Annotated in this window: 14 protein-coding genes and 1 pseudogene; 13 read left to right on the forward strand and 2 right to left on the reverse strand. The window is 69.3% G+C overall.

The genetic code is table 11. The annotated features are described in order from the left end of the window. The 4 genes and pseudogenes from RN51_RS18470 to RN51_RS15420 form a co-directional block, all read left to right on the forward strand. Positions 1-136: pseudogene (locus tag RN51_RS18470) on the forward strand (ABC transporter ATP-binding protein); the annotation flags it as partial. A gap of 26 nt (positions 137-162) precedes the next feature. Continuing rightward, positions 163-1305 carry an ROK family transcriptional regulator gene (locus RN51_RS15410; RefSeq protein WP_045264938.1) on the forward strand — a complete coding sequence of 381 codons (1143 nt, stop codon included), beginning with the start codon at positions 163-165 and terminating at the stop codon, positions 1303-1305. 42 nt (positions 1306-1347) lie between these two features. Next, complete coding sequence (locus RN51_RS15415) at positions 1348-2604, forward strand: 6-phospho-beta-glucosidase (protein WP_045264939.1); 1257 nt, start codon at positions 1348-1350, stop codon at positions 2602-2604. Next, positions 2601-3617 carry an N-acetylglucosamine kinase gene (locus tag RN51_RS15420; RefSeq protein ID WP_231579320.1) on the forward strand — a complete coding sequence of 339 codons (1017 nt, stop codon included), beginning with the start codon at positions 2601-2603 and terminating at the stop codon, positions 3615-3617. The genes RN51_RS15415 and RN51_RS15420 overlap by 4 nt, the downstream gene beginning before the upstream one ends. A 76-nt stretch (positions 3618-3693) precedes the next feature. On the opposite strand, the gene RN51_RS15425 is transcribed toward RN51_RS15420, so the two are convergent. Further along, on the reverse strand, positions 3694-7380 hold the full coding sequence (locus RN51_RS15425; RefSeq protein WP_045264941.1) for a multifunctional oxoglutarate decarboxylase/oxoglutarate dehydrogenase thiamine pyrophosphate-binding subunit/dihydrolipoyllysine-residue succinyltransferase subunit: 3687 nt from the start codon (positions 7378-7380) through the stop codon (positions 3694-3696). A 160-nt stretch (positions 7381-7540) separates the two neighbouring features. Between RN51_RS15425 and RN51_RS15430 the strand changes: the two genes are divergently transcribed. The 3 genes from RN51_RS15430 (at position 7541) to RN51_RS15440 (ending at position 11483) form a co-directional block, all read left to right on the forward strand. Further along, the gene (locus tag RN51_RS15430; RefSeq protein WP_045264942.1) at positions 7541-8995 is read left to right on the forward strand and encodes a GuaB1 family IMP dehydrogenase-related protein; all 1455 of its coding nucleotides are present in this window, start codon (positions 7541-7543) and stop codon (positions 8993-8995) included. A 113-nt stretch (positions 8996-9108) separates the two neighbouring features. Further along, complete coding sequence (locus tag RN51_RS15435; protein WP_045264943.1) at positions 9109-10425, forward strand: hemolysin family protein; 1317 nt, start codon at positions 9109-9111, stop codon at positions 10423-10425. Next, a complete protein-coding gene (locus tag RN51_RS15440) occupies positions 10422-11483 on the forward strand; it encodes a hemolysin family protein (RefSeq protein WP_045264944.1) in 1062 nt (353 codons plus the stop codon). The genes RN51_RS15435 and RN51_RS15440 overlap by 4 nt, the downstream gene beginning before the upstream one ends. 65 nt (positions 11484-11548) lie before the next feature. Here the strand turns inward: RN51_RS15440 and RN51_RS15445 are convergent, their stop codons facing one another. Continuing rightward, positions 11549-12616, reverse strand: a complete 1068-nt coding sequence (locus RN51_RS15445) for an NADH:flavin oxidoreductase/NADH oxidase (protein WP_045264945.1) — start codon at positions 12614-12616, stop codon at positions 11549-11551. A 56-nt stretch (positions 12617-12672) separates the two neighbouring features. On the opposite strand from RN51_RS15445, the gene RN51_RS15450 reads away from it, so the two are divergent. From RN51_RS15450 to RN51_RS15475, 6 genes are read left to right on the forward strand one after another with little or no spacing between them, the layout of a single operon-like run. Beyond that, positions 12673-13506, forward strand: a complete 834-nt coding sequence (locus RN51_RS15450; protein WP_045264946.1) for an NAD(P)H-hydrate dehydratase — start codon at positions 12673-12675, stop codon at positions 13504-13506. Continuing rightward, positions 13503-14735 (forward strand): hypothetical protein, encoded by a 1233-nt coding sequence (locus RN51_RS15455; protein ID WP_231579321.1) that lies wholly within the window; start codon positions 13503-13505, stop codon positions 14733-14735. Before RN51_RS15450 ends, RN51_RS15455 begins: the two co-directional genes overlap by 4 nt. A 4-nt stretch (positions 14736-14739) precedes the next feature. Further along, the gene (locus tag RN51_RS15460; protein ID WP_045264948.1) at positions 14740-15099 is read left to right on the forward strand and encodes a thiamine-binding protein; all 360 of its coding nucleotides are present in this window, start codon (positions 14740-14742) and stop codon (positions 15097-15099) included. After that, positions 15092-15568, forward strand: a complete 477-nt coding sequence (locus tag RN51_RS15465) for a GNAT family N-acetyltransferase (RefSeq protein ID WP_045264949.1) — start codon at positions 15092-15094, stop codon at positions 15566-15568. The genes RN51_RS15460 and RN51_RS15465 overlap by 8 nt, the downstream gene beginning before the upstream one ends. 9 nt (positions 15569-15577) lie before the next feature. Continuing rightward, positions 15578-16837, forward strand: a complete 1260-nt coding sequence (locus tag RN51_RS15470) for an MFS transporter (protein ID WP_045264950.1) — start codon at positions 15578-15580, stop codon at positions 16835-16837. 9 nt (positions 16838-16846) lie between these two features. Next, positions 16847-17467, forward strand: a complete 621-nt coding sequence (locus tag RN51_RS15475) for an NUDIX hydrolase (protein WP_045264951.1) — start codon at positions 16847-16849, stop codon at positions 17465-17467. The last annotated feature ends 8 nt before the right edge of the window (positions 17468-17475 follow it).

The following is a 17475-nucleotide window of genomic DNA, read 5'->3' on the forward strand; positions in this document are numbered from 1 at the left end:
CGAGCGTGGCCCCGCGGACGAGGTCATCCTGAACCCGCAGCACGAGTACACCAAGACACTCCTCGGCGCAGCACCCGAGCCCGACAACCTCGGCCGCCTCCGCGACGAGGTCCGCACCGAACTCGGCCTCAACTGAACAGGCCGCTCGGAAGGAAGAGACACATGTCACAGATCGACCCGGGAACCTCCGCCTGGTTGCGCACCAGGAACGACCGCGAGGCGTTCCGGCTGATCCTCGAACACGGCCCGCTGACACGGACCCGCCTGGGCGAGCTGTCGGGGATGTCGAAGCCGACGGCGACCCAGATGATCGCCCGGCTCGAGCGTGCGGAACTGGTGCTCCCGGTCGGCGAGGTGGCCGGGAGCCGCGGTCCGAGCGCGGTCAGCTGGGGTGTGCGAACCGACCGGGTCGCCGGCGTCGCGGTGAACATGCTCGACGGCAGCATCCAAGCCGTGCTCGTCGACGCCGCGGGGTCGACCTACCCGATCGTCGACCTCCCGGTGCAGGGCGAGGAACGTTCGCCCGAGCGCGACATCTCCCGCGCCATCGATGCCGCCTGCGCTGCGGCCGGTGCGGATCGCAGAACCGTCGAGACGGTCACGGTCGCGGTGCAGGCTGCGGTCAGCCGTGGGCAGGACACACTCTCCCTGACCGACTCGCTGCCGGGCTGGCCCGCCTTCGGCGCGCGGGCGCGAATCGAAGCAGAGCTCGGGGTCTCGGTGACTCTGGAGAACGACGTCAACCTCGCCACGATGGCGGAGCGCTCGGAGGGTGTGGCGCAGGACGTCGACAGCTTCGCCTTCCTCTGGGTCGGCGTCGGCCTCGGCGTCGGCGTGGATCTGGGGGGCACGATCCATCGCGGCGCACACGGAAGCGCAGGAGAGATCGGCTACCTCACGGTGTCGGCCGGAACCGGTGAGCCCGGAGCCGTGACCACAGACCTGCTCGGTTCGCAGATCATCCTCGACCTCCTGGGCGGTGGGGAGCACGGCTACGCGGACGGGATCCGAGCCCTCGCCGACGACGAGCAGGTTCTGCAGACGGTGGCCGAGCGCATCGCCCTCACGATCGAACCGGTCCTGGTCGTGCTCGACCCCGCCATGATCGTGCTGGGCGGACCCACCGGCCTTGCCGGAGGCAGCCGCCTCGCCGCGTTGGTCGCGGAGCGTGCCGCCAACGACGAGAGGCCCGTTCCGGAGGTGCGCGTCAGCGGTGCGGGCGAGAGTGCCGTCCTCGTCGGCGCGCGTCGACTGCTCGTCGAGCAGATCCGCACCGTCCTGGAAGAACGCATCCCCACAGACTGACGCCCCTCGGCGGGCGGACGGCCATCAGAACAAGGAGACCAGATGAAGCTCGCCATCGTCGGCGGAGGATCGACGTACACCCCGGAGCTGATCGACGGATTCATCCGTCTGCAGCGCGAACTGCCCATCGAGGAGCTGGTGCTCATCGACACGGATCCGACCCGTCTGGAGCTCGTCGGCGCTGTGTCACGACGCATGCTGGCCCGGGGAGGGCATCCCGCGCGGCTCGTCACGACCGATGATCTGGCGCGGGGCGTCACGGATGCGGACGCCGTCCTCATCCAGTTGCGCGTCGGCGGACAGGACGCCAGGGAGCAGGATGAGAGCTGGCCGCACGAGGTCGATTGCATCGGCCAGGAGACGACGGGCCCCGGGGGACTCGCGAAGGCGCTGCGAACGGTTCCCGTCGTGCTCCGGATCGCCGATGTCGTGCGGCAGCACGCCAAGCCGGACGCCTGGATCGTGGACTTCACGAATCCGGTGGGGATCGTCACCCGCGCACTCCTGCAGCAGGGGCATCGTGCGGTCGGTCTCTGCAACGTCGCGATCGGCTTCCAACGGAGATTCGCCGCCGAGGCGGGCGTGGAACCCGATCGAGTGACGCTCGCCCACGTGGGGCTCAACCACCTCACATGGGAGCGCGGCGTCTTCGTGGACGGCGTCGACAGGCTCCCGCAGGCGCTCGAGGACAACGTCGGCGACCTGGCGGACACGGTCGAACTCGCGCCCGCGCTTCTCGCTCAGCTCGGAGTGATCCCGTCGTACTACCTGCGCTACTACTACGCGCACGACGAGGTGCTGCACGAGCAGCGCCACAACGCGACAAGGGCCGCCGAGGTGCGCGCGATCGAGAACGAGCTCCTCGGGCTCTACGCGGATCCGCGCGTGGACACCAAACCGGAGATCCTGGAGAAGCGCGGGGGAGCGTTCTATTCGGAGGCGGCGATCGAGCTGCTGATCGCCATTCGCGGAGGTACCGACCAACCGCGCGTCGTCAATCTGCGCAACGACGGCGTGCTGCCCTTCCTCCCTGACGACCACGTGATCGAGGTGCCGGCCCGCTACATCGACGGCCGGTTCGCAGCCGAGCCTGTCGCAGTCCTCCCCGACGACATCAGTGGTCTGATCAGCGCGGTGGCAGGATACGAGCGTCTGGCGCTGGAGGCTGCTGTCGACGGCGGTCGTGACCGCGTGCTCCGCGCGATGCGTGCCCACCCTCTCGTTCTTCAGCACGAACGCGCGGAGAAGCTGACCGATCTCCTGCTGGCCGCAAACGGTCGATTCCTGGAGTGGGCGTGACCGTGCCGGGAAGAGCCGCACTGGTCCTCGCCGTCGACGGAGGTGGTTCCAAGACCGATGTCGTCCTCCTCGACGACGCCGGTGACGTCCTCACGTGGGAGCGTGGCCCCGGGTCGAGCCCGCAGATCGACGGCTTGGAGAAGTCCGTGGCCGTCATCGACGATCTCGTGCGACGCGCGCTCGGCAGCCATGACGCGGGTGAGCTCTCCTCCGTGGGACTGTACCTGTCCGGACTCGATCTCGCCGAGGAGATCGCGACGTTCCGCGAAGCCATCTCCCCCCTTTCCTGGGCGCGGTCGGCCGTCGTGGAGAACGACCTGCACGCGCTCCTCCGCGCGGGCAGCGACGCGGAGGATGCGATCGCCGTCATCTGCGGTACCGGGATGAATGCGATCGGCGTCCGCTCCGATGGCGCCACCGTGCGGTTCCCCGCGCTGGGCCCTTTGTCCGGGGACTGGGGTGGGGGTGCGGAGCTGGACGACGCCGTCGTCTGGCATGCCGCCCGCGCCGAGGACGGCCGCGGACCGCAGACGGCCCTCGTACCGCTGCTCCTGCGAGCCACGGGAGCATCGACGGTCGCCTCGCTCATCGAAGACGTGCATCTGGGTCGGCGTGCGGATCAGGGCTTCGCGGCATTGGCTCCGTTGCTGTTCGAAGCCGCGGCCGCCGGCGATGACGTGGCTCGAACAGTGGTGCGACGTCAGGCCGAGGAAGTCGTCGCTTTCGTGCGCGCGTGCGTTGCCAGGCTCGACCTCGGAGATGTCGAGTTGCCGGTGCTCTTCGGGGGCGGTGTGGCCAGAGGGAGGGATCCGCTTTTGCTTGCGACCATCCGCGCGGGTCTGGAGGAACATGCTCCGGCGGCGCGTCTGGAGATCGTGGATGCTCCGCCGGTGCTGGGCGCGGCGCTGCTGGTGCTGGCAGCCGCCGGTGCGGATCGAGCAGCGCTGGACAGAGCTCGGAGACACCTCGGCACGGACCGGCGTCTCGCGCGGATGGCCACCGCCGCGGGGTGAGAGCTGACGGTCTGCCGCTGGCAACGAGAAGGGGCGCCGCGACCTGAGTCGCGGCGCCCCTTCTCTGTACGGAGAGTCAGCCGAGGGTGACGGCTGCCTTGATCAGCGCAGCCTGCTCGGCCGCGTGGACCTTCGAGGATCCTGTCGCCGGCGAGGCCGAAGCCGGGCGCGAGACCGGACGGAACGAACGGTCTCCCGGCACGTCGGCGAACGCGAGCGCGAGGAAAGGCCACGCGCCCTGGTTCTCCGGCTCCTCCTGCACCCACACCAGCTCGGCGTTCGGGTAGGAGTCGGTGATGGCCTTGAGGCCGTCGATCGGAGTCGGGTACAGCTGCTCGAGCCGGACCAGAGCGATCTCGGGGTTCGGGTTCTTCTCGAGCTCGGCCCGGAGGTCCCAGTGCACCTTGCCCGAGTGCACGAGCACGCGCTTGACGGCCGTGCGGTCGAGGCCGCGGTCGTCGTCGAGCACCGGCTCGAACCGGCCCTGCGTGAATGCCTCGACAGGACTGGTCGCTCCACGCAGACGCAGCATCGCCTTCGGCGTGAAGACGATCAGCGGCTTGCGCGGACGGGCGTAGGCCTGGCGACGCAGCAGGTGGAAGTACGAGGCCGGCGTCGACGGACGCGACACGATCATGTTGTCCTGCGCGCACATCTGCAGGAAGCGCTCGATGCGTGCCGAGGAGTGGTCCGGTCCCTGACCCTCGTAGCCGTGGGGGAGGAGCAGGGTCACGCTGGACTGCTGCCCCCACTTCTGCTCGGCTGCCGAGATGTACTCGTCGATGACGGACTGGGCGCCGTTGACGAAGTCGCCGAACTGCGCCTCCCAGAGGACGAGCGCCTCGGGGGCTTCGACCGAGTAGCCGTACTCGAAGCCGAGAGCGGCGTACTCGCTCAGCAGCGAGTCGTAGACGAAGAAGCGTCCCTGCGCATCGGAGAGGTTCGACAGGGGCAGCCATTCCTGGCCGTTGGCGCGGTCGTGCAGGGTCGCGTGACGCTGCACGAACGTGCCGCGTCGTGCGTCCTGCCCCGCCAGACGGACCGGAGTGCCCTCCACGAGGAGCGAGCCGAACGCGAGCAGTTCGCCGAAGCCCCAGTCGATGGACCCGTTGCGGCTCATGTCGAGACGCTTCTCCAGCAGCTGCTGGATCTTCGGGTGCACCGTGAAGCCCTCCGGCTTGTTCACGAACGCGTCGCCGATCATCTGGATGACCTCGCTCGGCACGCCGGTGACCTCCGGTGCGCCCACCTGGTCCTCGACCGGCGGAGTCTCGGGGGCGACGGGGAGGGCACCGGTCTCGGCCGCGTGCGTCTCTGCGAAGGCGATCTCCAGTCGGTTCTGGAAGTCGGCCTTGGCCTCGTCGTACTCCTGCTCGGTGATGTCACCGCGGCCGACGAGCGACTCGGTGTACAGGCGGCGGACCGAGCGCTTCGCCTGGATGAGGTCGGTCATCAGCGGCTGCGTCATCGAGGGGTCGTCTCCCTCGTTGTGACCGCGTCGGCGGTAGCAGACAAGGTCGATCACGACATCGCGGTGGAAGCGCTCGCGGTACTCGAAGGCGAGCTGCGCGACGTGGATGACCGCCTCCGGGTCGTCGCCGTTCACGTGGAAGACCGGGGCCTGGATGGTCTTGGCCACGTCGGTCGAGTAGATCGAGGTGCGACCGTCGTTCGGAGTGGTGGTGAAACCGACCTGGTTGTTGACGACGACGTGGATCGTGCCGCCGGTGCGGTAGCCGCGCAGCTGAGACATCTGCAGGGTCTCGACCACGACGCCCTGCCCGGCGAACGCGGCGTCACCGTGCACGAGGATGGGCAGCCACGCGAACGTGCCGATCGGCTTGCGGTCCTGCTTGGCGCGGACGATTCCTTCCAGCACGCCGTCGACCGTCTCGAGGTGCGAGGGGTTGGCGGCGAGGTAGACGGGAAGCTCCGACTCGTCATCGGCGACGAAGGTGCCCTCGGTCCCGAGGTGGTACTTCACGTCACCGGAGCCGCGCTGGTTGCCCGGCGTCTGCGTACCCTCGAACTCGCGGAAGACCTGACCGTAGGTCTTTCCGGCGATGTTGGTGAGCACGTTCAGGCGGCCACGGTGCGCCATGCCGATCGCGGCTCCTTCGAGCCCGGCCGTGGCCGCGCCCTGCAGGATCTCGTCGAGGAGAGGGATCAGCGACTCGCCGCCTTCGAGCGAGAAGCGCTTCTGGCCGACGAACTTGGTCTGGAGGAAGGTCTCGAACGCCTCGGCCTCGTTGAGCTTGCGGAGGACCCGCAGCTGCTCGTCGTGGCCGGGCTTCTGGTACTTGACCTCGACCTTCTCCTGGAACCAGCGGCGCTGCTCCGGGTCCTGGATGTGCATGTACTCGATGCCGAGCGTGCGGCAGTACGAGTCGCGCAGCACGCCGAGGATGTCGCGGAGCTTCGCGACGCGGCGGCCGCCGAAACCGCCGGTGACGAACTCACGGTCGAGGTCCCAGAAGGTGAGCCCGTGGCTCTCGATCTCCAGGTCGGGGTGCGAGCGCTGCACGTACTCGAGCGGGTCGATGTCGGCCATGAGGTGACCGCGCACGCGGAAGGAGTTGATGAGCTCCTGCACGCGGGACTGCTTGTCGACGCGCTCGGCGAGGTCGACCGCGATGTCGGGGTTCCACCGGATCGGTGCGTACGGGATGCGGAGCGCCGCGAAGATGTCGTCGTAGAAGCCGCGCTGGCCGATGAGCAGCTCGTGCACCTTCTTCAGGAACTCGCCGGAGCCGGCTCCCTGGATGACGCGGTGGTCGTAGGTGCTCGTGAGCGTGATCGTCTTGCCGATCGCGAGTTCGTTGAGCGTCTTCTCGCTCGCGCCCTGGAACTCGGCGGGGTACTCGAGGGCGCCGGCGCCGATGATGCAGCCCTGGCCCTTCATCAGACGCGGGACCGAGTGCACGGTGCCGATTCCGCCGGGGTTGGTGAGCGACACCGTCGTGCCCTGGAAGTCGGCGGCGGTCAGCTTGTTGCCGCGTGCACGCGTGACCAGGTCTTCGTACGCGGAGAGGTACTCGGTGAAGGTCAGCGTGTCGGCGCGCTTGATGCTGGGCACCATGAGGGCGCGCGTGCCGTCGGGCTTGGGCAGGTCGATCGCGATGCCGAGGTTGACGTGCGCCGGTGCGACCACGGAGGGCTTGCCGTCGACCTCTGCGTAGAACACGTTCTGGCTGCGGAACTCGTCGAGGGTGCGGATGAGCGCCCAGCCGATCAGGTGCGTGAAGCTGACCTTGCCGCCGCGGGTGCGAGCCATGTGGTTGTTGATGACGATGCGGTTGTCGATCATTAGCTTCGCCGGCACGGTGCGGACACTCGTGGCGGTCGGCACGGTGAGCGACTCGTCCATGTTCGCGGCGAGGGTCTTGGGCAGACCACGCAGCGGCGTGACCTTGTCCTCTTCAGCGGGAGCGGGAGCCTCCTTGGACTCCGACTTCGCGGCGGGCTTCGGGGCCTGCGCGGGGATCGGGGCGGCTGCGGCCGGCTTGGCCGTGGTGCGAGCCACCGGCTGCGAGCCGATCACGGGGATCGGCGCAGTGACGGGGTGCGTCGCCGGGGCCTGCGTGTCGGACGCTGCCGCGGGAGCAGCGGACGCCGCTTCGGAGTGGTACTTCTCCAGGATGGGCCACCACTCCTTGTCGACGGAGTCGCGGTTCACCTTGAACTGCTCGTAGAGCTCTTCAACGAGCCAGGAATTGGCTCCGAACCCCCCGTCGCCGTTGACGCCGGTCACCTGGTTCGACACTCTCGATCGCCCTCTTTCATCGCTGAAGCTCTCTGGTGCGGACGTCGACGCAGGATGCGTTCGGGCCCGCACACTCTCGACCAACAAGCCTAACGTGTTTCCCTTGGGGAATCGTCGAAGCCGAGCGCCCACCGCGTCGCGATCTGGGTACCGTGGAACCATGAAGTTCTCTGGAGCGCAGCCGACCGTCGATCTGACCTACTCCGACGTGTTCCTGGTGCCCCGCAGATCCGCGGTCACCAGCCGTCTCCAGGTGGATCTGGCGCCGCAGGACGGCACGCCGGCGACACTGCCGCTGGTCGCCGCCAACATGAACTCCGTGACGGGGCCGCGCATCGCCGCGGTGCTCGCGCGGCGTGGCGCCCTCGGTGTGCTGCCCCAGGATCTCCCTCTGCAGGAACTCGATGCCGCCATCCGCGAGGTGAAGTCGCAGCCCGTGCTCTGGGACACGCCGATCGTGCTGCCCCCGGAAGCCTCGGCTGCTGATGCGCTCCGCCTGCTGCCGGCGACCAGCGGTCACGGCATCGTCGTCGCCCGTGGCGCTGCCCCCATCGACGTCGACCGGATCCTCGGCATCCTCCCTGCGACCAGGCTGGCGACGGCGCTCCCCGATGCGCAGCTGGGCGATCTGGTGCATCGCGGCACGCCGTCGATCGATGCGGACGACATCGGCTCGGAGCGGCACGCGTTCGACGTCATCACCGACGCGGGCGTCGAGATGGTGACCGTCGTGCACCACGGGCACCTCGTCGGCACGCTGAGCGCTCGCAGCGCGCTGCGCTCGACGCTGTACCGTCCGGCGGTCGACGCCGACGGGCGCCTCGCGGTGGCCGCTGCGGTCGGCATCAACGGCGATGTCGCGGCCAAGGCCAAGGCTCTCGCCGCCGCGGGGGTCGACGTGCTGGTGGTGGACACCGCCCATGGACACCAGGAAGGGATGCTGCGCGCCCTGCGTGCCGTCGCCGAGCTCGACCTCGGTCTTCCCGTCGTCGCGGGCAACATCGTCACCGCGGACGGCGTCGCCGACCTGGTCGATGCCGGTGCGGCGATCCTCAAGGTCGGCGTCGGCCCCGGCGCGATGTGCACCACCCGCATGATGACCGCGGTCGGCCGCCCGCAGTTCTCCGCTGTGCTCGAGACGGCGCAGGCGGCGCGGGAGCTCGGCGCCCACGTCTGGGCCGACGGGGGAGTGCGCTACCCGCGCGATGTCGCGCTGGCGCTCGCTGCAGGCGCGGCCTCGGTCATGGTCGGCTCGTGGTTCGCGGGGACGATCGAAGCTCCGGGCGAGCTGCAGCGCGACGCCGAAGGGCGCCTGTTCAAGGAGTCGTGGGGCATGGCATCGACCAAGGCCGTCCAGGCGCGCTTCGGCCGTCTCGACGCTTACGAGCGCGCTCGCAAGGAACTGTTCGCGGAGGGGATCTCCTCGTCGAAGATCTACCTCGACCCGCTCCGGCCCGGTGTCGAGGATCTGCTCGACATGATCACCTCCGGCGTGCGTTCCTCGTTCACCTACGCCGGAGCGTCGTCCGTGCCGGAGTTCCATGACCGCGCGGTCGTCGGTCTGCAGTCGGCGGCGGGCTACGAGGAGGGCAAGGCTCTTCCGGTCAGCTGGTGATCCGCGAGCGCGCACACGGTCGCGTTGGGTACAATCGTCGGCATAATGGACGACCCTCCCAGTTGTAGAACATCGCCCCACTGTCCGCCTCTCTCACCGGAGAGGAACCTCTGATGGACTACATCATGTTGGGCGTGGGGCTCCTGCTCACGGTCGGCACCGGCCTCTTCGTCGCGAGCGAGTTCGCCCTCGTGAACCTCGATCGCGCGGAACTCGAGGCCAGGCAGGCGAGAGGCGAGTCGCGGCTCTCGCTCACGATCAGCGCTCTCAAGCACACGTCGACCCATCTCTCCGCGGCACAGCTCGGCATCACGCTGACCACGCTGCTCACCGGATACACGATGGAACCGGCGCTGTCGAACCTGCTGCGCCCGACGTTCATCGCCTGGAGCATCCCGGAGGCGGCTGTCACCCCGATCGCGACGATCGTGGCGATGCTCGTGGCGACGGTGCTCTCGATGATCCTGGGCGAGCTCGTCCCCAAGAACTTCGCCCTCGCGCTGCCCCTGGCCACCGCGAAGCTCGTCGTCCCGTTCCAGATCGCCTTCACGACCGTGTTCAAGCCGGCCGTCGTGGTGCTCAACGGGAGTGCGAACGGCGTGCTGCGCAGCATGGGCATCGAGCCGAAGGAAGAGCTCTCGGGGGCGCGGAGCGCAGAGGAGCTCTCCTCTCTCGTGCGCCGTTCCGCCAGTGCCGGTCTGCTGGAAGCCGACACCGCGACGCTGCTCGACCGCACGCTCACCTTCGCGAGGCTGACCGCCGCCGATGTGATGACAGCCCGTCCGAGCATGCATGCGATCGCCGCCGGTGACTCCGCCGACGACGTGATCCAGCTCGCCCGACGTACCGGGCACAGCCGGTTCCCCGTGTACGACGACGACCTGGATGACATCACCGGGGTGGTCCACCTCAAGGCGGCCATCTCCGTGCCCCGCGAACGTCGAGCCGAGGTTCCTGCCGGCGCGCTGGCGACGGAGCCGCTCCGGGTGCCGGAGACCGTGCATGTCGACGCGCTGATCGCCGAGCTGCGGGCACGCGGCTACCAGCTGGCCGTCGTCGTCGACGAGTACGGCGGCACGGCCGGTCTCGTGACCCTGGAGGACCTGGTGGAGGAACTCGTGGGCGAGGTCGCCGACGAGCACGACCGCACCAGGGCCGGGGTCATCCGCAACCGTGAGGGGATCACCTTCCCCGGCGAGCTCCGCCCGGACGAGCTGCGCAGTCGCGCGGGCGTGGAGGTTCCGGAGGGCGATGTCTACGACACGGTCGGCGGTTACGTCATGAGCGTGCTCGAACGTGTTCCGTCGGTCGGCGACGAGGTCGAGCTCGAGACCGGCACGCTCCAGGTGGTCCGCATGGACGGCCGACGTGTCGATCGGTTGCGCTACGTGCCGAGACCGCTCGCCGTCGATGAGGAGGTGACCCGATGAGCGACTGGGGAGGACTCGCCTGGCTCGTCGTGCTCCTGGTGGCGAACGCGTTCTTCGTCGGTGGAGAGTTCGCCGTGATCTCGGCCAGAAGATCGCAGATCGAACCGCGCGCCGATCAGGGGTCGCGCGCCGCGAAGACGGCCTTGTACGCGATGGAGCACGCCACGCTCATGCTCGCGACGTCGCAACTCGGCATCACGATCTGCTCGCTGCTGATCCTCAACGTGTCCGAGCCGGCGATCCACCACCTGCTGTCGGTGCCGCTGCACGCGCTCGGATGGCCGGACGGTGCCGTCGATGCGGTGTCGTTCACGGTCGCGCTGCTGGTCGTCTCGTTCCTGCACGTGGTGTTCGGTGAGATGGTGCCGAAGAACCTCGCCTTCTCGGTGCCGGACCGCGCCGTGCTGATCCTCGCCCCGCCGCTGGTCTGGGTGTCGAAGGTGTTCATGCCGGTGATCTGGGTGCTGAACGCGGCGGCGAACGGCGTGCTGCGGCTCTTCCGCGTCGAGCCGAAGAACGAGGCCGCGTCGACGTTCACGCTCGAAGAGGTCGCGACCATCGTCAGCCAGTCGCGTCGCGAGGGCGTGCTCATGGACACGGCGGGTACGGTCGCCGCCGCCGTCGAGTTCACCGACAAGAAGGCCAGGGACGTCGCGGTGCCGCTGAGCGATCTGGTGACGCTTCCGCAGTCGGCCACGCCGGACGACATCGAGAAGGCCGTCGCCCGCTACGGATTCTCGCGCTATGTGATCGTCGACGAGGCGTCTGTGCCGATCGGCTACGTGCATCTGAAGGACATCCTGCGGGCGTCCGAAGGTCCGGATGCCGAGACCAAGATGGTCCAGCCGGTCCCGGCCAAGCGCATCCACCACATGGTGCCCGTGCAGGAGAACACCGATCTGGAGGACGCTCTCGCGGTCATGCGTCGGGCGGGCCGACACCTGGCCAAGGTGCGGGACGCGGAGGGGAACACCACCGCTGTCCTGTTCCTCGAGGACATCCTGGAAGAACTGGTCGGAGAGGTGCAGGACGCGACACGACGCTTCCGCGCACGCTGATCGTCCACTCGAACGACGAAGGCCGCCGATCCGTCTACGGGTCGGCGGCCTTCGTCGTTCGGTGCTCAGCGCGGGCGGGCGCGCTCGTACTGCGGCGGCCAGGAGACCTCGGCGTCGAGCTCGTGCGCTGCGCGGAGGGCGAAGTGCGGGTCGCGCAGCCACTCTCGTCCGGCGAAGATCGCATCGGCCGCACCATCGGCGAGCACCTGTTCCGCCTGAGCGGCCGCCGTGATGAGGCCCACCGCGGAGACGGGGATCCGACCGCCCTGGCGCACGCCCTCAGCGAGGGGGACCTGGTACCCGGGGAACACGCTGATGCGCTGGTGTGCGACGAGGCCGCCGCTGGACACATCGATCAGATCAGCGCCGTGCTGCGCCGCCCAGTCGCCGACGATCTCCGCCTCCTCCGATGTGAAGCCGCCCTCCGCGTGGTCGGTGGCGGAGATGCGGACGAACAGCGGCACCTCGGGGCCGGCGGCGCTGCGCACGGCATCGATCACGCGGAGCAGCAGGCGTGCGCGGTTCTCGAGCGGGCCGCCGTACTCGTCTGCACGGAGGTTGGACAGCGGGGAGAGGAACTGATGGAGGAGGTAGCCGTGGGCTCCGTGGATCTCCAGCACATCGAAGCCCGCCGCGACCGCCCGATGCGCCGCGGCGGCGAACGCGTCGACCACGCGGTCGATGCCGTCCACGTCGAGGGCGATCGGGGTGTCGAAGCCCTCATAGGCGACGGCGGAGGGCCCGGACGTGGTCCATCCGCCGTCCGCGGACGGCACGGATCCCCGCTCGGGAGCCCAGGGCCACCACGTCGACGCCTTCCGCCCGGCGTGGGCGAGCTGGATGCCCGCGTGCGAGCCCCGGTCGTGGATCGCCTGGACGATCGGGGCGAGCGCGTCGCGCTGCTCGTCGTTCCACAACCCGAGGTCACGCGGCGAGATCCGCCCATCGGGCAGCACCGCGGTCGCCTCGGCGATGATGAGCCCGGCCCCGCCGGAGGCGAACTGGGCGAGATGCGTGTGATGCCACTCCTGAGCCACACCATCGACGGCGCTGTACATGCACATCGGCGACACCCACAGGCGGTTGCGGAGTTGGACGGAACGGATGGTCAGCGGGGAGAAGAGAAGACTCACCGTTCGACGCTACCGCCGCGGAGGCGACCCGAGGGTCGTCGCACTAACGTGGAGTCATGGTCGAGGTGCGTGAGTGGACGCGGGAGGACACGGCGCGGTTGTTCCGGGTGCCGACCGCGGACGATGACAAGTACGCCCGAGGCGTGGTGGCCCTCCGCACCGGGTCGCCCGCGTATCCCGGCGCCGCGGTGCTCGGCGTGGAGGCCGCGTGGCGCACGGGCGCGGGGTTCGTCCGCTACGTGGGAGCAGAGCGGATGGCCGATGCCGTTCTCGCGCGGCGTCCGGAGACGGTCGCGGGGGCGGATGTCGGACGGTCGCGGATCGACGCCTGGGTGATCGGCTCGGGAACGGATCCCACAGACCGGGACGACGCGGAACAGGCCGCTCTCGAGGAGATCGTCGCGGGTGACGCGGCAGTGGTGATCGACGCGGGCGCACTCGATCTCGCCGAGAAGGCGCGCGCTCGGTTCCTCGTGACCCCGCACGCGCGGGAGTTCGCCCGGTTGCAGGAGCGGCTCGGCGTCCCCGGGGCGGGGGAGGATCGCGTGTCTGCGGCGCGGCGGACAGCGGACAGGCTCGGGGGCACCGTGCTGCTCAAGGGCGCCCGCACGCTGATCGCGTCTCCGGAAGGGGACGTCATCGCCGTCGACGCGGGAACCGGATGGCTGGCGACCGCGGGCACGGGCGATGTGCTCGCCGGGGTGCTGGGTACGGTGCTCGCGGCGAACCAGGGCAGCCCGATCGCCGAGGTCGCCGCTGCGGGGGCGTGGATACACGGGCATGCGGGGCGGGTGGCCGCCGGGATGAGTGACGGCGGGACGGGGCATCCGATCGTCGCCATGGACGTCGCTGCGGCGCTGCCCGACGCGATCGCGGACGTCCTCGCGTGAGCCGACCATCGATGCGGGTGGCCGCGCTGTGGTGCGTCTTTCTTCTCGTGCACCTGCTCACCGCCTGGGCGGGCTGGATCTACCCCAGTCAGCCGATGGGCGACGTGGTCCTCGTCTACGAGCCGTGGGCGGCATCGGCGCTCGTCGGGGGTCCGATCGTCGGCGTGACCGAGACCTGGGTCTATCCGCAGTTCGCGCTCCTGCCGATGCTTGCGGCCAAGATGCTCGCGGCACCGCTCGTGTCGCTGCTCGGGGTGTCCGGCGCCTACCTGATCGGGTGGGCGGCGCTCGTCGTGATCCTCGATGCGGTGGCGTTCGGAGTGCTCGTCGGTCGCTCGCCCTCGCGCCCGCGCCGCGTGGCCGCGTGGTTCTGGTGTGCGGCGCTGCTCCTGCTCGGACCGATCGCGCTCTATCGGATCGATGCGATCACGGTGCCGATCGCCGTGATCGGCGGGCTCTGGCTCGTGAAGCGCCCTGCCGTCGGCGCCGCCCTCCTCACGGTCGGCGCCTGGATCAAGATCTGGCCCGGCGCGCTCGTGCTCGCCGCCGTCATCGCGCTCCGAGCCCGCGTACGCGTGCTGATCTCCGCGCTGGTCGTCACGGCCGGAGTCATCGCGGCGCTGCTCCTGCTCGGCGCGGACTCCGAGATCCTCGGCTTCCTGACCGAGCAGACGGGACGAGGGCTGCAGATCGAAGCGGTCGCTGCCACACCGTTCCTCTGGCTCGTCGTCGCCGGGGCCGCCCGTATCGAGTACAGCTTCGAGATTCTGACCTTCCAGATCACGGCCCCGGGCGTCGAGGCCGTCGCAGCCGTGCTCACCCCTGTGATGGCGGTGTGCGTGCTCGCGGTCGCCGCTGTCGGCGCGTTCAAGGCCATGAGGGGCGCCAGCTTCCCCCGGCTGTTCCCTCCGCTCGCCCTGACACTGGTGACGCTGTTGATCGTCACCAACAAGGTGGGTTCCCCGCAGTTCCAGACCTGGCTGATCGCGCCGATGATCCTGTGGCTCGTGCTCGACCGCGTCAGGGCACGTGTGCCCGCCGTCGTCGTGCTCGCCCTCTGCCTGCTCACCTGTCTCGTCTACCCGATCGGCTACGACGCACTGCTGCGAGCCGATACCCTTTCCGTCGCCGTCCTCACGGTGCGGAACGTGCTTCTCGTCGTCCTGCTCGTGCTGGGCATCCGTGCTCTGCTTCGCGTACCCGTCCGCCCACCGAAAACCCTGGAGTGAAACCATGTTGATCGCCTTCTCCGTCGCCCCGAGCGGAACCCCGGCCGAGGGTGCCGAGCGCACCGATGCATCGGTGCACGATGCGGTGGCCGCTGCCGTGCGCGTGGTGCGGGAATCGGGTCTTGCGCACCGCACCACCAGCATGTTCACCGAGATCGAGGGCCCGGACTGGGACACCGTCATGGACGTCGTGAAGCGTGCGACCGAGGCCGTCATGCCGTTCGGGTCGCGGGTCTCGCTCGTGCTGAAGGCCGACATCCGTCCCGGGTACTCCGGCGAGCTCGACGCGAAGATCGAGCGCCTCGAGGCGGCCATCACGGAGGCAGGCTCCGAAGAGGCGGGCGTCGAGCGCGCGGATGACTGACGTCCGCCAGGAGACGCCCATCGCCCTTCGAGCGGCGCTCGCCGAAGATGCCGAATGGATTGCGGAACTGCGGGCCGAGGTGCTCAGAGCTGATCTTGAGCGGCTCGGACGGTATGACGAGGTCCGCGTCCGGCAGCGCTTCCGGGATGCGTTCGAGCCTGGCCAGACCCGGATCATCGTCGTGGACTCCGTCGACGTCGGCTCGGTCGCCCTCCGCCCGGACGGCGGTTCGCTCTGGCTGGAGCACTTCTACATCGCTCCCTCGCACCAGGGCCGCGGAATCGGGGGGCGAGTGCTCACGACCGTGCTCGACGGTCCGGGCAGGTATCGGCTCAACGTACTCCGGGGCAGTCCAGCCCGCGGGCTGTACGAGCGCCACGGGTTCGTCGTCGATTCCGAGGACGACGTGGATGTCTTCATGACGCTCGACGACAGGGGGCAGACGAGCCGAGTGCCCGAGGGCCGGTAAGCTGTTCCGGTGAATCCCTCGACTGGATCGAGGGGTGCGGCGAAGTGGGCGCTCCTCTCTCTCGCCATAGGCAGCTTCGGAATCGGCATGACCGAGTTCGTGGTCATGGGCCTGCTGCCCAACATCGCCGCCGACCTGCTGCCTTCGCTCTGGGCGACCAGCCAGGAAGACGCGCTCAGCCAAGCAGGGTGGCTCATCTCGCTGTACGCGCTGGGTGTGGTGGTCGGCGCCCCGACCATCGCCGGTTTCGTCGCGAGATACCCGCGGCATCGGGTGATGATCGTGCTGGCCCTCGCCCTCACGGTCTTCAACGCCCTCACCGTGGTCCTGCCCTCCTTCGAGCTCGTGGCCGCATCGCGCTTCCTCGCCGGACTTCCGCACGGCGCCTACTTCGGTATCGGAGCGCTCGTCGCCGCCGATGTGATGGGACCGGGAAACCGCGCCAAGGGCGTGGCCTTCATCCTCACCGGGCTCACGGTCGCGAACGTGGTCGGCGTGCCGCTGGGCACCTTCCTCGGACAGCAGTGGGGCTGGCGCGCGGCCTTCGCTGTCGTTGCCGTCGTGTTCGCACTCGCCACACTGTGCATCGCGCTGTTCGTGCCGGAGCATCCGGGAGATCCGGGCCGCACGATGCGACAGGAGCTGCGTGTCTTCCGGATCCCGCAGGTCTGGTTCACTCTGGGCGTCGGCGCGATCGGGTTCGGCGGGTTCTTCGCGGTCTACAGCTACATCGCCCCGCTGGTGACCGAGGTGTCCGGTTCGCCGGAGTGGGTCGTGCCGATCGTGCTCGTGCTGATGGGCCTCGGGATGACGGCGGGAAACCTGGTCGGCGGTCACCTCGCCGACATCGATCTGCGCCGCACGCTGCTCTTCGGTCTCGCCGCGATGGCCGTCGTGTTCGCTCTGCTCGCGTTCTTGTCGTTCTGGATCGTCAGCCTGGCGGTCGTGGTGCTCGTGGTCGGGTTCGTCTCGTCCGTGCTGAGTCCGACGATCCAGACCCGCCTCATGGATGTGGCCGGTGACAACCAGTCGATCGCTGCGGCCATGAACCACTCCGCGCTCAACATCGGCAACAGTCTGGGCGCCTTCCTCGGCGGCGTCGTGATCGCTGCCGGCTGGGGCTTCACGGCACCGGCATGGACGGGGGCGGCGCTCGCCGTCGCCGGCCTCCTGATCGCCCTGCTGTCCTATCGCGTCGAAGGGCGTCGCCCGGCGGCGGTGGGGCCCGCCGCGACGTCGTCCGACGCATCGTCATCGGCCGCATCGTAGAGTGACGGGGTGAGCACCCCCGACGCCCCCCTGCCCGTCGCCGGGACCGTGGTCCTGTTGCGTGAGGCGGACCCGGGATTCGAGGTGCTGCTGATGCGCCGCCCCGATCGGGGCTCGTTCGCGGGCGCGTGGGTCTTCCCCGGGGGCAAGGTCGAGCCCGGCGACATCCGCGGGGGCGACGAGGTCGACGATGCGCGGTACGCCGCCATCAGGGAGACCGCGGAGGAGGTCGGCCTCACGGTCGCAGATCTCATCGTGCTGTCGGAGTGGCAGCCGCCGCTCGAGGCGCCGACGCGCATCCGGACCTGGTTCTTCCTCGCGCAGGCACCGATCGACGAGGCCACGCCCTCCGCCGATGAGGTCGAGGAGGTGGCGTGGGTGCGCCCTGCAGAGGCTCTCGCGCGGCATGCGGCGGGGGAATGGAGCCTGTACCCGCCCACCTGGATCACCCTGCATCAGCTCTCGGCGTTCCGCGATCTGACCTCGGCGCTCTCCTCCGGCGGTGCGGCCCAGCTGTTCCAGACCCGGGTGCTCGACTCCGATGCCGGTCGGGCCTTCGCCTGGGAGCAGGGGCGTCTCGAGGCGGGTTCGCTGCCGTGGCGATTCGTGGCGAGCACGTCTGACAGCTGAGCGGACGG

Origin of the sequence: Microbacterium oxydans, from assembly GCF_000956405.1 — a bacterium.
GTDB lineage: Bacteria > Actinomycetota > Actinomycetes > Actinomycetales > Microbacteriaceae > Microbacterium > Microbacterium oxydans_C.